This window comes from Pseudomonas sp. R4-84 (assembly GCF_054130985.1).
Genome location: NZ_CP096390.1, coordinates 18012 through 30965, shown reverse-complemented (window position 1 = coordinate 30965; position 12954 = coordinate 18012). Strand labels below are relative to the sequence as shown.

11 protein-coding genes are annotated in these 12954 nt (G+C 61.1%); 5 read left to right on the top strand and 6 right to left on the bottom strand.

Annotation, left to right across the window (positions count from 1 at the left end):
* The first annotated feature begins 30 nt into the window (after positions 1 to 30).
* Genes folE2 through M1D68_RS00115 form a run of 4 tightly spaced genes read left to right on the top strand, consistent with a single transcriptional unit; the run spans position 31 to position 3344 of the window.
* The gene (folE2, locus tag M1D68_RS00130) at positions 31 to 927 is read left to right on the top strand and encodes a GTP cyclohydrolase FolE2 (RefSeq protein ID WP_434611692.1); all 897 of its coding nucleotides are present in this window, start codon (positions 31 to 33) and stop codon (positions 925 to 927) included.
* Positions 924 to 1592, top strand: a complete 669-nt coding sequence (locus M1D68_RS00125) for a metal ABC transporter ATP-binding protein (RefSeq protein ID WP_420766090.1) — start codon at positions 924 to 926, stop codon at positions 1590 to 1592. The genes folE2 and M1D68_RS00125 overlap by 4 nt, the downstream gene beginning before the upstream one ends.
* On the top strand, positions 1592 to 2458 hold the full coding sequence (locus tag M1D68_RS00120; RefSeq protein ID WP_434701370.1) for a metal ABC transporter permease: 867 nt from the start codon (positions 1592 to 1594) through the stop codon (positions 2456 to 2458). Before M1D68_RS00125 ends, M1D68_RS00120 begins: the two co-directional genes overlap by 1 nt.
* A gap of 10 nt (positions 2459 to 2468) precedes the next feature.
* Positions 2469 to 3344: a metal ABC transporter substrate-binding protein gene (locus M1D68_RS00115; RefSeq protein ID WP_445571112.1), complete on the top strand. Its 876-nt coding sequence runs from the start codon at positions 2469 to 2471 to the stop codon at positions 3342 to 3344.
* 2 nt (positions 3345 to 3346) lie between these two features.
* On the opposite strand, the gene M1D68_RS00110 is transcribed toward M1D68_RS00115, so the two are convergent.
* Positions 3347 to 3868 (bottom strand): DUF3617 domain-containing protein, encoded by a 522-nt coding sequence (locus M1D68_RS00110; RefSeq protein ID WP_420766087.1) that lies wholly within the window; start codon positions 3866 to 3868, stop codon positions 3347 to 3349.
* A 140-nt stretch (positions 3869 to 4008) separates the two neighbouring features.
* On the opposite strand from M1D68_RS00110, the gene cls reads away from it, so the two are divergent.
* Positions 4009 to 5448 carry a cardiolipin synthase gene (gene cls, locus M1D68_RS00105; protein ID WP_420766086.1) on the top strand — a complete coding sequence of 480 codons (1440 nt, stop codon included), beginning with the start codon at positions 4009 to 4011 and terminating at the stop codon, positions 5446 to 5448.
* Here cls and cfaB read toward each other — a convergent pair.
* The 5 genes from cfaB to hflK (M1D68_RS00080) form a co-directional block, all read right to left on the bottom strand.
* A complete protein-coding gene (gene cfaB, locus M1D68_RS00100) occupies positions 5445 to 6632 on the bottom strand; it encodes a C17 cyclopropane fatty acid synthase CfaB (RefSeq protein WP_457968881.1) in 1188 nt (395 codons plus the stop codon). The two genes, cls and cfaB, sit on opposite strands and share 4 nt — an antisense overlap.
* 189 nt (positions 6633 to 6821) lie before the next feature.
* Positions 6822 to 8717 (bottom strand): cation-translocating P-type ATPase, encoded by a 1896-nt coding sequence (locus M1D68_RS00095; RefSeq protein WP_434561528.1) that lies wholly within the window; start codon positions 8715 to 8717, stop codon positions 6822 to 6824.
* A complete protein-coding gene (gene hflK / locus M1D68_RS00090) occupies positions 8714 to 9766 on the bottom strand; it encodes a protease modulator HflK (protein ID WP_457968879.1) in 1053 nt (350 codons plus the stop codon). The genes M1D68_RS00095 and hflK (M1D68_RS00090) overlap by 4 nt, the downstream gene beginning before the upstream one ends.
* Complete coding sequence (gene hflC, locus M1D68_RS00085; protein WP_457968877.1) at positions 9763 to 10800, bottom strand: protease modulator HflC; 1038 nt, start codon at positions 10798 to 10800, stop codon at positions 9763 to 9765. The genes hflK (M1D68_RS00090) and hflC overlap by 4 nt, the downstream gene beginning before the upstream one ends.
* The gene (gene hflK / locus M1D68_RS00080) at positions 10797 to 12758 is read right to left on the bottom strand and encodes a protease modulator HflK (RefSeq protein ID WP_457968875.1); all 1962 of its coding nucleotides are present in this window, start codon (positions 12756 to 12758) and stop codon (positions 10797 to 10799) included. Before hflK (M1D68_RS00080) ends, hflC begins: the two co-directional genes overlap by 4 nt.
* Positions 12759 to 12954: the final 196 nt, after the last annotated feature.

Below are 12954 nucleotides of genomic sequence, written 5' to 3'. Positions count from 1 at the left end.
ATTCAAGCGAACCTCTTCTGGACCTTCAAGATGAATGCGTTAACTCTGCCAGACGTCGCAGCACAGGCATCTCGCCAGAACTTGCCGCTAGATTGGGTCGGCATGTGCGGCATTGCTGTACCGCTGTTGATTGACGGTCAACGCTTGAGCGCAACTGCTGACGCGGGCGTCAGCCTCGATGATGGCGAAGCTCGTGGCATCCATATGTCACGCTTGTATCTGGCGCTGGAGCCGCTCGAAAACTCCCCACTTTCGCCGTCTCTTTTACGACAGATTTTACAGAGCTTCCTTGATAGCCATGGGGGATTGTCCCGGCGCGCCTCGCTTAGCCTGAAGACGGATCTCATGTACAAACGCTCCGCCTTGATCAGCCCTCTTGCTGGGTGGAAGCTGTACCCCACCAAGGTGGACGCTCACTTAGACGATTCGATGTTCCACGTGGAACTTGAGATTCAAGTTCCGTACTCATCCACCTGTCCCTGCTCGGCAGCGCTCGCGCGTCAGCTCATTCAGCAACAATTCATCGAGGATTTTGCAAACAAAGCGCTCGAGCATGCCGACGTGCTCGCTTGGCTGGGCTCATCAAAAGGCATCGTCGCTACCCCTCATAGCCAACGCAGCCTCGCCACCTTGAAAGTGCGGCTGAACACCGATATCCGTGAATTACCATGGCTGGCTCTGATCAACGAGGCCGAGGCTGCCCTGGGCACCGCTGTACAAACCGCCGTGAAGCGTGCGGACGAACAAGCCTTTGCCCTGGCCAACGGCCAGAACCTGATGTTCTGTGAAGACGCCGCGCGTCGATTGAACGTCGCGTTGCAAAAGATGCCCTGGATCTCCTCATTTGACGTGCGAGTGGTTCACGCTGAAAGCCTCCATGCCCACGATGCCGTCGCCCAGAGTCACTGGGTCCGGGAGGCCTCATGATTCGTTGCCAAGCCTTGAGATGGGGTGCGCCGGGTCAACCGCTCACGCCTCCGCTGGACATGGAACGACCTGAAGGCAGCCTGACCGCCATCATCGGCGCCAACGGCTCCGGAAAAAGCAGCCTTTTAAAAGTGCTGGCCGGGTTGCAAAAGCCGCTATCGGGAACAGCCTCATTGAATGTGCCTCGGCGCGGCGGTGTTTCATTCCTGCCCCAGCAACAACACTTGGACCGGCATTTCCCGATCAGCCTGCAAGAGCTGGTAGCAGCAGGCTCATGGGGCCTTCGACAAAATCCAGCGACCCGAAACCAGCGACTGAAGGCCGTCCTGGACGATTGGAATCTAAGCGGCCTCGAACATCGCCCGCTGATGGCTCTGTCGGGTGGTGAGCTACAGCGTTCCCTGCTCGCCCGGTTGAGCTTGGCCGAGGCACCCGTCCTGCTGCTCGACGAGCCCCATGCTGCGCTCGACGAAATGGGCCAGGCGCTGTTGTGGAAACATATTCACCAATGGCACCGAGAAGGTCGGACCTTAATGGTGGTCTGTCACGACCTCGCTGCGGTACATCGGCATGTTCCCCACACCTTGCTGATCAGTCCTACAGGTTGCGCATTGGGTCGCAGCGTCGACTTGATCGAACGGCCTCAGTACACGCAGGTCGCCTGATGCTCAGCGCAACCCACCTATGGCAGCCCTTCCTGGATTTCCTGTTCATGCGCCGGGCGTTATTGGGCGGTCTGGTACTGGCGTGCAGCACGGCTCCGCTAGGGGTGTTTCTGATTCTGCGGCGGATGAGCCTGATCGGTGATGCCGTGGCTCACGGCATCCTGCCGGGCGCAGCGCTCGGGTTCTGGTTCGCCGGCTTGAGCCTGCCTGCTCTGACCGTCGGAGGCCTGGGGGCCGGCCTGAGCATGGCCGGGCTCGCAGCGTGGATTACCCGCCGCACTGGACTGCGAGAGGACGCCAGCCTGGCGGCGATCTATCCCATATCCCTGGCGGCCGGCGTACTGATTCTCGGCATGGCCGGCAAACGCCTGGACTTGCTGCACCTGTTATTTGGTTCCGCACTGGCAGTAGACAGTCCGACACTCACCGGCATGCTCTGGGTTTGCGCCGCAAGCCTGGGTGCAATGGCGCTGATCTATCGCCCGCTGTTGCTCGATACTCTGGACCCCTTGTTTCTGCGGACAGTCAGTCGTCTGGGTCCGTTGGCCCACGGCGTGTTCCTGACACTTGTGGTGTTGAACCTGGTGATCGGCTTCCAGGCCATCGGAGCGCTGATGGTTGTGGGCCTGATGATGTTGCCTGCCGCGGCTTCGCGGTTCTGGAGCCGCCGCCTGCCGGCCCTGATGGCTTTGGCCGCACTGTTCGGCTGCCTTTCGGTGTGGCTGGGCCTACTGCTGTCCTTCTACTTCTCGCTGCCCAGCGGACCGGCCATCGTACTGATGGCGGGCGTGCTCTATTTGCTGTCCGTAGTATTCGGTCCGGTGCATGGCTTGCTGCGCCGCCCGCCTTTGCTCACATCCCAATGAGGTTTTGCCGATGCGCGCCCTGCTCCTGATATTCAGCTTGATGGTGTCCATGTCCTCCCCTGCTGCCGAAAAGCTGCAGGTCGTCACCAGCTTCAGCATCCTTGCCGACATGACCCAACAGGTCGGCGGCGAACACGTACAGATCGTCAACATGGTCGGTCCCGACGCCGACGCACACACCTACGAGCCCACCCCAGACGATGCCAAGGCGCTGCTGAAAGCCAAGGTGATCATCAAGAATGGATTGGGCTTCGAGCCGTGGCTGGATCGCCTGGTCACCAGCACCGAAACCACCGCGCCGGTAATCAGTGCCAGCCGTGGCGTGATTCCACGTTCCTTGGACGAAGACGGGGAGACCATCCCAGACCCGCATGCGTGGCACAACCTTGCCAACGCCGTGCTCTACATCGGCAACATCACGAAGGCGTTGGAAGCAGCCGACCCGGCCAACAAGGCCGATTACGAACGTAACAGCCAGGCGTACCTGAAAAAGATCCATGCCCTACTCGCCGAAGCCAAGGCGAAGTTCACCGCTTTGCCACCCGGCAATCGCAAGATCGTCACTTCTCACGACGCCTTCGGTTACCTGGGCCAAGCCTACGGCATCGATTTCATGGCACCGCAAGGCTTGTCCACTGAACGCGAGCCATCGGCTGCCGAAGTGGCTGCCTTGATCACGCAAATCCGCCAGGCCAAAGTCAAAGCGGTGTTCATGGAAAACATCAAGGACGCACGCCTGCTCAAGCAAATTGCCGATGAAAGCGGCGCGCACATCGGCGGCACCTTGTACTCCGACGCCCTCGCCGCCAGCGGACCCGCGAGCACGTTTACCGGACTGTTCGAGTACAACCTCAACACCCTGTACGAAGCGTTGAGCCAGCCCTGAAATCAAGCCCTCGGCTTGACCGTTCCGCAATCCTGCCCCAGCCACACGGCGCGGGTATCCAGGCTACCGTTCTGCTGGATGCCCGTGGCGTTGAACGTGCCATTGACCTTGGTGGTGAATTCGCGATCACTCTGGAAGGTCGCGATGCCACTGCCCTGGGCTTTCGGACAACTGAAGCGAAACTTCCATTGGTTGCCGGTCCGCTCGGTGATCTGCTGCTTGCACCCTGACTGCGGATCCTGCAGCGGGATGTCGTTGGTCTGGACTTGCTCCGGCGTCAGGCATACCCGAATCCCTTTACCACCCATGGTGATGCCTTGCTTTTCCAGCATCGCTCGCTGCTCGGGCGTCATCTGGTTCTGCAACTGGCCGAGGATCAATTGCAGGTCAGGCAGATTCTGGTTATCGACCTTCATGTTACTTGTCGTCAGTTCCCACAGGCCCGGTTGAAGCATCTGCGCATGAGCCGCTACAGGAACCGAGAAACCAATGGCCAAGGCCAAACCCAGCAGGCGAACTTTCATTGCAAAAACTCCAGAGGACAAGTGGCCGTTAGACGCTGCCGGCAAGCTTCGGTTCAGGCCAGCACAGGTGAATTAATTAGCGACATTCGTTGCGTAACATGGTCTGTTAAGCATTGAAACTTCAGGAGCACGGCTGCCCCATGGACTATTACGGCCCGCATGTTTTCGGTTACCTGATCGCGCTGCTCCACACCCTCGGTTCCATCGCTGCGGTCCATGCGGTACTCACCGTGCGAACCGCCCAAGGCTCGATCGCCTGGGCTCTGTCACTGGTGTTCATCCCTTATCTGACGCTTATTCCCTACCTGGTTTTTGGCCGCAGTACTTTCGACGGTTACATCAAGGCGCGACGACAGGCCAACGAAGAGATGCGCAAGGCGATCTCCGAGCTGAACTGGCGGCCTTGGGTCGAAGAGGCGCTCACAGCCCGCGCGTCCCACGCTTATGCTTCCTTGCGCGCCATGCCGAAGCTCGGACGCGCGCCTTGCCTGGCGAATAACCAGGTGCGGCTGCTGGTGGATGGCCACGCGACGTTCGAGGCGATTTTCCAGGCCATGGAAAGTGCGCGGGAAGCCATTCTGATCCAATTCTTCATCATCCATGACGACCGTCTCGGCCAACGCTTGCACGCGTTACTGTTGAAGAAAGCAGCCGAGGGCGTGGCGGTATACCTGCTTTATGACCGTATCGGCAGTCACTCCCTGCCCCACCGTTACGTCCAGGCACTGCGCGACGGCGGCGTCCATGTGAAAGCCTTTGCCACCCGCAGCGGTTGGTTGAACCGGTTCCAGGTCAACTTCCGCAACCATCGCAAGATCGTGGCCGTGGACGGCGTCCTGGGGTTTGTCGGTGGTCACAACGTGGGCGACGAATACCTGGGCGAAAAGCCTCCGTTGGCCCCATGGCGCGACACCCACGTCGAAGTGCGCGGCCCCGTGGTGGCGAGCATGCAGGAATCCTTTGCGGAAGACTGGTTCTGGGCCGCCCGTGCGTTGCCGCCATTGATCCTGCCGGACACCTATCCGGATGGCGGCGTGCTCTGCCAACTGCTGGCCAGCGGTCCGGCGGACGCGCAGGAAACCTGCTCATTGTTTTTCGTCGAAGCGATCCACGCCGCAAACGAGCGAATCTGGATCACCACGCCTTACTTCATCCCTGACGAAGCGGTCTTTGCGGCGCTGCGCCTGGCCGTCTTGCGCGGCGTGGATGTGCGTATCCTGCTACCTTCGCGGCCCGATCACAAAATCGTCTACGCGGCGTCCAGCCTCTATGCATTCGAAGCGGTGCGGGCCGGCGTCCGGGTGTTTCGTTATGAGCCAGGATTCCTGCACCAGAAAGTCGTACTGATCGATCAGGAAATAAGCGCGATCGGCAGTGCGAACCTGGATAACCGTTCGTTTCGATTGAATTTCGAAGTCATGCTGCTGACCGTTGATATCGCGTTTGCCAGCGAAGTGGAGCAAATGCTCGAGAAGGATTTTGCCCAAGCCCACGAAGTGGCCAAACAAGAAAGCCGGGAGACCCACCGCCTGCAAAAAATCGGCATGCGAATCGCCCGGCTCATTTCGCCGATTCTTTAAGGCGTGTAAATGTCGTCGCGAGTCCAAGGCAATTCATGGCTGCCATCGGCATGGGCCTTGACCGCGAGAATCTGGTGCAGGTTTATCCAGCCCTTGGCGAACGCGTAGGCGCAGCCCGCCAGATACAGCCGCCAGATTCGCAAGGCCTGCTCCGGTACTTCCCTGGACGCGGCTTCGAGGTTGTCCTCCAAACGCTCGCTCCAATGATCGAGGGTGCGCGCGTAGTGCATGCGCAGGCTTTCTACATCGACGATTTCCAGCCCGGCTTCGCTGATTTCGGCAGAGATCATCGACAGATGCGGCAACTCACCATTGGGAAACACGTATTTCTCGATGAATTCGCCCGCCCCGCGCCCTACCGGACGGCCATCGGTGTGCTTGGCGGTGATACCGTGATTCATCACCAAGCCGCCTTCACGGACGGCACCGAACAGCGTCTTGCAGTACTGGGCCAGGTTGGCGTGCCCCACGTGTTCGAACATGCCGACACTGACCACTTTGTCAAAACGTCCGTCCTGGGGCAGGTCCCGATAGTCCAGCAACTGCAGCTCCACCTGATCTTCCAGGCCTTCAGCCTTGACCCGCTCCCGAGCCAGGGCGAGCTGCGCCTTGCTCAGGGTAATGCCAAACACCTTGGCTCCGAATTCCCGCGCCGCGAAACGCGCCAACCCGCCCCAGCCACAGCCAACGTCCAACAGATAGTCTCCGGGTTGCAGGCGCAGCTTGCGGCACAAATGGCGGAATTTCGCTTGTTGCGCTTGTTCGAGGGTTTCGCTGCCGGTCTCGAAATAAGCGCATGAATACACCATGTCGCTGTCGAGCCAGAGCTGATAAAACGCATTGGACAGGTCGTAGTGATAGGAGATCGCCTTGGCGTCGGTTTCCTTGTCGTGGACAGTACGCACCGGCAAGTTGCTGTCGTCTTCGTCCACCAGGGCCTGGCTCAGCTCGTCACATACACGAATGACTTCATTGATAGAGCCTTCAAGCTCGAGTTTGCCTTCGACAAACGCTGCACCCAGTGCATCCAGACTGGGGTGGGTGAATTGCGCGACCACTTGAGGGTCCTTGACCACAATCGTGACGCTGGGTTCGGCACCGAGCGTGAACTCATGGCCATCCCAGAGCCGCAAACGAAGCGGTAGATGCAGATTCTGTAAGGCCGGCGGAAGTTGAGCGAGCATAAAAAATCCCCCCTTGTTTCAGACGTCTGAAATGAGGGTAGACCATGCTAGAAAAATAGCAGGCTATCGAATTTATAGCCTTTTTCTATCGCCCTGTTACCAGCTGTGTTTTAGCAGTGACTGCTGGCGAAGGAGTGCCCTCTCGTAAGTGACTGCGGGCGCCGCCAACAGTTCGCTCCAGCTCGCTCGTTAGATTCTCAACAGCGGTTCCTGGAACCGCAGCAGACGCCCAGCGTTTCCCAGCACCAACAAGGTGCTCAAGTTGTGCAGCAACGCGGCGATCATCGCGCCCGCCGCGCCCAGCCAGCCAAATGCGGCGAAGGCAACGATAGCGAGCGTCCAGCCCAGGCCGATGATGACATTGACCTGCAACGTGCGTCGGCACTGCCGGCTCAACCGTACACAGGTTCCAAGGCGCCTCAGATCACTGCCAATCAGGACGATATCCGCCGACGCAAGCGCGATATCCGCCCCGCCGGCACCCATTGCGACCCCCACCACCCCGGCCTTCAGCGCCAGGGAATCATTGATCCCGTCACCCACCACCATCGGCCGGAAGCCGTGACCGATTTCGGCCATGACCCGTTTAAGTTTGTCTTCCGGCAAAGCCTGCGCTTGCAGATCGTTGATACCAACCTGCTGCGCCAACGCAGTCGCCACGCTTTGGCGATCTCCGGTCAACAACAATTGGCGACCCAGGCCAAGCTCGCGCAACTCGGCCATGGCCGCCCGCGCTTCAGGTTTGACGCTGTCGGCCAGCAGCAACCAGGCGAGAAATTGCCCGTCGAGGGCCAAGCCGGCGATTGGGCCGTCATGCTCGGGAATGGCCGGCGTCTCGATTCCCAGCCGGGCGAACAACTCGGGACGACCAAGTGCGGCTTCGCCCCGTCCGGTCATGGCCACCACGCCCAGGCCCTGGCGTTCGTGTACATCGCTAAGCGGCAGATAATGTTGCGCAGCCACCTGCCCTGCCAGCGCGCGGCTGACCGGATGACTGCTGGCCGATCCGAGGCTGGCGGCCAAAGGCAGCAGCTCGGATCGATCCGCCGAGGCGCCTTGTATCGATTGCAGTTGCAATGTGCCGTAGGTCAAGGTTCCGGTCTTGTCGATGACCAGCGAAGTCAGGTCGGCCAGCTCCTCCAAGAAAGCCGAGCTGCGAATCAGGATCCCGTGACGTGCAGCCACCGCAATCCCGGCAATGGCCGTTGCCGGCGCTGACAGCACCAAGGCGCAGGGACACGCCGCCACCAGGACCGCGAGCATCGCCTGGGCATCGTTCGTGACAAACCAGGTCACCGCCGCCAGCAGCAACACCAGCACCAGGTAACGACCGGCGTAGCGTTCGAGCAAGCGGGTAATCGGCGGCTTGGAACGCTCGGCGTTTTGCATCAGGGCAATGACCTTGCCCAGCGTCGACGCTTCGCCAATGCGCGTCACTTCCAGGCGCAGCAAACCGTCGAGGTTGATCGCGCCGCCAAACACATCCATCCCCGCGACCGCCTCCACGGGTACGGACTCGCCCGTGATGGGCGCGGTGTCGAGGCTCGCTTGCCCGGACAAGACTCGCCCGTCGGCAGGCACCCTGTCACCGGCGCGAACCTCCACCACATCGCCTGGTCGTAGCGTGCCGTTATCGACTTCGATGACCGAGCCGTCGGCCTGCACTTTGCGACCTTGGCTGCGGGTCAACTGGCCGAGGGCGTGGATGGCTTCCTGGGAGCCGATCACACTGCGTTCTTCCAGCACGTGACCGAAGATCATGATGATGGGCAACAGCGCGGCCGTCAGCAGATCGCCGGTGGCCCAGGCCCCAAGCATTGCCAAGGCGATGAGTTGATCCGTGATCCCATGCAAGCTCGGATACCGCAAGCTGTACCAGGCGGAACGCATTACCGGCACCGCTACCAGCAACGAGGCAGCACCCAACAACAACTGGCTGACACCGTTTTGCCCTGGCGACCAACCGCGCCATGCCAGGCCCAAGGCGAGCAGCCCGAGTGCGAGCATCGCCAAGGTCAGCTGCCGAGCGGCTGCACGCTGTTCGGCAGAAGACAACATCGGTGAGGCAGTGGCTTGAGCAGTCATTGCCCGGCTCCTTGGATAATCAAGCGGGAATCGTCTTTCGGATCGACCGTGGTCACCGACCCGGCCCGACGCAGGATTTCAGGCATGCGTTCACGGTACAGCCGCCACGGCATCTGCGGATCGCTGCCCTGGGTCTTGGCCAAGCCGAACACCGAAGCGGTGTCGGACGACGCTTTGGCGAGCCGTTCGCCAGCCTGGGCATGGGCCACCTGCAAGGCCCGGTCGGCCTCCTGGCGGGCTGACTGGGTCTGTTTTTCCGCCTCGGTACGGGCGCTGGCGACGGCTTTGTCGGCCTGCTGGCTGGCGGTCAGCACCGCGTTGAAAGCCCCCACGGCAGGCCCGGGCAGGCTCGACTGCACGTCGACTCGCACCACTTCGATTCCCAATCCCTGCCCTGTCGCGGCAAGATCAGCGAGTCGCCGGTTGATACCTTGCACCAGATCGCCACGAAGGCGCTCCCGACGCTCCGCGGCCTGGCTATCGCTACCCAACAATTCGGGGCGCGCCACCAGGATCGTGTCCAGGTCCCGGGCTGCGGCAAGAGCCACGGCACTGCGGGTCGCCAACCGATCCAGGGCCGGCAAGACGTGTTCGCCTTGGAGGACAAACGCGTAAGGGTCGGTGACCTTGTAGAAAACCCGCACGTCCAGCTGCACCACGCCGGCGTCACCGGTCAATAAATAACCAGAACCCGCCAAGGCATCCGTCACTGGCGAAGCGAAGCTGGCCACTCGATCGGCCTGTAGCGCCGCATCCGAGCGGAGCAGATTTTCTACGCGGCGTTCCAGGACTCGATCCGCCGCCGGCAGTAGGATCACCTGTTCCACGGGACGAGGCCATGCCCATAAAAGTCCCGCGTTCTGGACACGATCCAGCGCGCCAAAGTGTAAAACCATCGCGCGGTCCTGCGGAGCAACCTGCCGCACGTTGGCGAACAACCAGGCCAACGCGGCAAGGACAGTGACCGCGTAAAGCGCAAGGAACGACGGGCGTCCGGCCTGAATCCATGGACTGGACAGCTCGTTTGTTCCACGTGGAACCAAGCTCATGGCTGGGTCCCGCCCTTGGGTTCCAGTGAAGGAGGGCCGTCCACCAACACCCGGAATGGCGCCGCGTCTGTGCGCAGAATCAGCTTGGTGCCCGGGCTGACGATGGTCTCCAAGGTGTCCAGCGAGCGGAGCAGATTGTAAAGCTGGGGCGAACCCGCATAGGCCCTTCCATAGATCTGCGCTGCCTCCACGCGAGATTGTGCCTCTATCTCGGCAGCTTTGACGGTGGCGTCGGCTTGCATGATTCGCGCGTCACGTTCAGCCGCCGAACGAATTTGTGCTGCTTCACGCTTACCGATGGCGGTGCGCTCCGTGGCGATGGTTTCTCGTTCGGCACGCATGCGGTCCACGGTTGCGGTAAGCGTTACCGAAGGCAAAGTCAGGCGCTCGATGCCCACTTGCAAGACCCGCACACCATAGGTTGTCAGCAGTTGCTGCTCGATCTGTTGACGCAGTTGGGTTTCAAAATCGACGATGCGCACTTGGCTGGCATCGGTATTGACCAGATTCGCCAAATCGAAACTGGCGGCCGTGGTTTCCAGCGCCGAGCCGACAAACGTGCGAATTTGCCGTGCGGCTTCGTCTGGCTGGTTCTGCACTGCCCGCATGAAACGCTGCACATTTTCCGGGTCCGCTTGCACCTGCCACGTGACATAGGCCTGAACAATGATTCGCAGCCCATCGCGAGTACCGACATCCTGCAATCCGCTGGAGCTGGTACGTAACCGCAAATCCACCGGGACCGCTGCTTCGAATGGCGCCGGCCAGCGCCAGCCCAGACCCGGGTCCAGCAGCACTCGCGCCGGGTTGCCAAAACGGGTGATAACGGTGGCCTCCCCCGAGCGCACTTGCACCAAGCTGGCAGCCGCTATGGCAAACACCACCAACAGCGTTGCCCAGCCCATGCGCCTCCAGGGAAACGGACCAGCCTGCTGCGGGTCGCCGTGGTGATGATGATGCCCGTGGTGATGACCAACATGGCCATGATCGTGACCACCGTGGTCGTGATGGTCGTGTGACGAAGACTGGCTCAATGGGCAGCTCCTGGCAGGACAGGGTTACGTGGCGACGCAGGGTCCGCCGGCAGCGGGAAAGTGCGCAGATCCAGGGTCGGCGCGTTGCCGCTGCCGCCCACGCGATGATCGAGAATCAGCAGATTGGCCTTGTCAAGGCCATGGCTCAGTTGGCTGAAGTACTGCTCAAGGAGGAAGGCGTGGCCTGCCTTCGCATAGGCTTGGCGTTCGGCATCGAAGCGCAGGCCCGCGGCTTCGGCGGCGGCGTTGATTTCCCTCGCCGTGGCTTGGGCCTGGTCATGGGCGATGCTGGCTTGCAGTTGCGCCTGGTTGGTCTGTTCAGCCGCGGCGCCGCGCTCCCGGGCGATCAATGCCTGCGCGCCGATCTGCGCCGCTTGCACACCGTGATAGGCATTCGCCGCGCCAGCCGGAGGATGGATCGCCTCGACCACTGTCGCAAGAATCTCGACGCCGCTGTCCAACGATTGCAAGTCAGCCTGCACCGCACGGCCGATTTCGTCGGCCAGGCTGACCCGGTCCGCGCCCAGCAAACCGTCCAGCGTGCGCGATGCGAATTCATGCACGAGGATGCGGCTGGCCGTGCTGCGGATCAGCGTTGGCACATCGGCACTGTTGTACGTCGCAGCAAGTGCTGCGGCATCCGTCAGGCCGATGCGATATACAAAGCGCACATCCATGTTGACGATCTCGAAGCTTTGTTTATCGGCACGCCGGCTGGCGATGACTTGGGATTTATCGTTCACATGCGTGGCGTCCCATAACCGATTGGCGTTGACCGGCGCCGGTCCTTCGGCCGGTTCCGCTTGCACAAGCGCGTTGCTATCGCCAACGCTGGTCGCCAATTCATGCACGACACCATTTTCCACTTTGAGCACCCTGCCCCACGGCCAAGGGAGGCCCCCATGCAGGCCTGGGCCAAGGACTTGCACCGGCTCGCCGAATCGCTCGTAGATTCCGCGCTCCTGCAACGCCACTTCATGCACGCCGGTGAGCGACCAGCCCACCAGCGCCACCAGCGCCAGCACAGGAAAGAAAGCCCGGCGCATATAGCTGAACGCCCAGATCTGACGCAGGTCGATGCCGAAACGGTTGTGCAACTCGTGCTGCAAGACCAGCAACGGTTGCGGCGGCCAGCGCAGCAGATCGGCGACAAAGCTGCGACCCATCAGCGTCGGCTCGAGGGAGTCGCGGCGCGGGCTGAATAAGGAGAGTATGGCGCGCAACAGCAGCTCCGCCGCGACCAGCCCTGGCAACACCCCGATCAACACTCCCAGGCGCGTCGGCCAGATCGACGTATCGGCGGCGAACAGCAGGCACAATGCGCCAAGGACAAGCACGGCGATCGCCACCCGCGCGAGCTGTGCCAATGGCAAGGCTTCCGGCCACTCGATTGGCGGTTGCTGGGCCAGTTGGCGTTCAAACACCAGCAAGCTGAACGCCAGCAATAACGAGACCACCGCCCCGACACTCGCCGACACCCCAAGCGATGCAGCAGGCAAATCTAGATTCCAGGCTTGCTCAAGGCTCAGCAACGCCAGGAGCGCCCAACCAGAAAGCCACAACGCGGGCGCCCCGATTTGCTTCAGCAGACCGACCCAGCGGGCGCTGATCCCCTCGAGCATCCGCTCATACCAATCCGAGTCCTCAACCGGCTCGGTTTCAACAGGTGCGTTGTCCACCGCAGGCGCCAGCGCCTCGCTGCGCCAACGCGTCACCCACCCGGCCGATTGCAGGCCCGCCAACAACACAACTAGGCCGGCGCTTTGGCTGACCAACAGGGCAGGCCATAAGGATTGCGGCGAGAACAATCCGATGAAAAACGCCAGTACCAGGCCCAATCCCGCCAGGCCGGCCAGCGCCAACGCGATCCGCTTCAAGCGGCGTGTCTGGAGCGCAGCACGCTGAAAGCGCGGCCACTCGGCCACCCGTGCCCCTTCGATTTCTAGATCGACTTGCATGTCATCCCAGCGTTCGTGGAAAAACCAAATTCAGGGCTGTGGATAAAAACCGCCACCGCTCCGCTACGTTCGTTACTTTATAACCGGTGCTGTGAAATTTCCGTGTTGAATTTTTCACGGCCAGCCCTGGTGACTTTAGCCTTGACCGTAATCTCTGGAAACGCTCATATTACGTACATAATTTTTTGGACGAGGC

Bases quoted from the DNA above. Each gene is read 5' to 3' on its own strand.
- M1D68_RS00115 (WP_445571112.1), top strand. From the start codon at position 2,469: ATGCGCGCCCTGCTCCTGATATTCAGCTTGATGGTGTCCATGTCCTCC.
- hflK (WP_457968879.1), bottom strand. From the start codon at position 9,766: ATGAGCTTGGTTCCACGTGGAACAAACGAGCTGTCCAGTCCATGGATT.
- cfaB (WP_457968881.1), bottom strand. From the start codon at position 6,632: ATGCTCGCTCAACTTCCGCCGGCCTTACAGAATCTGCATCTACCGCTT.
- M1D68_RS00110 (WP_420766087.1), bottom strand. From the start codon at position 3,868: ATGAAAGTTCGCCTGCTGGGTTTGGCCTTGGCCATTGGTTTCTCGGTT.
- folE2 (WP_434611692.1), top strand. From the start codon at position 31: ATGAATGCGTTAACTCTGCCAGACGTCGCAGCACAGGCATCTCGCCAG.
- M1D68_RS00120 (WP_434701370.1), top strand. From the start codon at position 1,592: ATGCTCAGCGCAACCCACCTATGGCAGCCCTTCCTGGATTTCCTGTTC.
- cls (WP_420766086.1), top strand. From the start codon at position 4,009: ATGGACTATTACGGCCCGCATGTTTTCGGTTACCTGATCGCGCTGCTC.
- M1D68_RS00095 (WP_434561528.1), bottom strand. From the start codon at position 8,717: ATGACTGCTCAAGCCACTGCCTCACCGATGTTGTCTTCTGCCGAACAG.
- M1D68_RS00125 (WP_420766090.1), top strand. From the start codon at position 924: ATGATTCGTTGCCAAGCCTTGAGATGGGGTGCGCCGGGTCAACCGCTC.
- hflK (WP_457968875.1), bottom strand. From the start codon at position 12,758: ATGCAAGTCGATCTAGAAATCGAAGGGGCACGGGTGGCCGAGTGGCCG.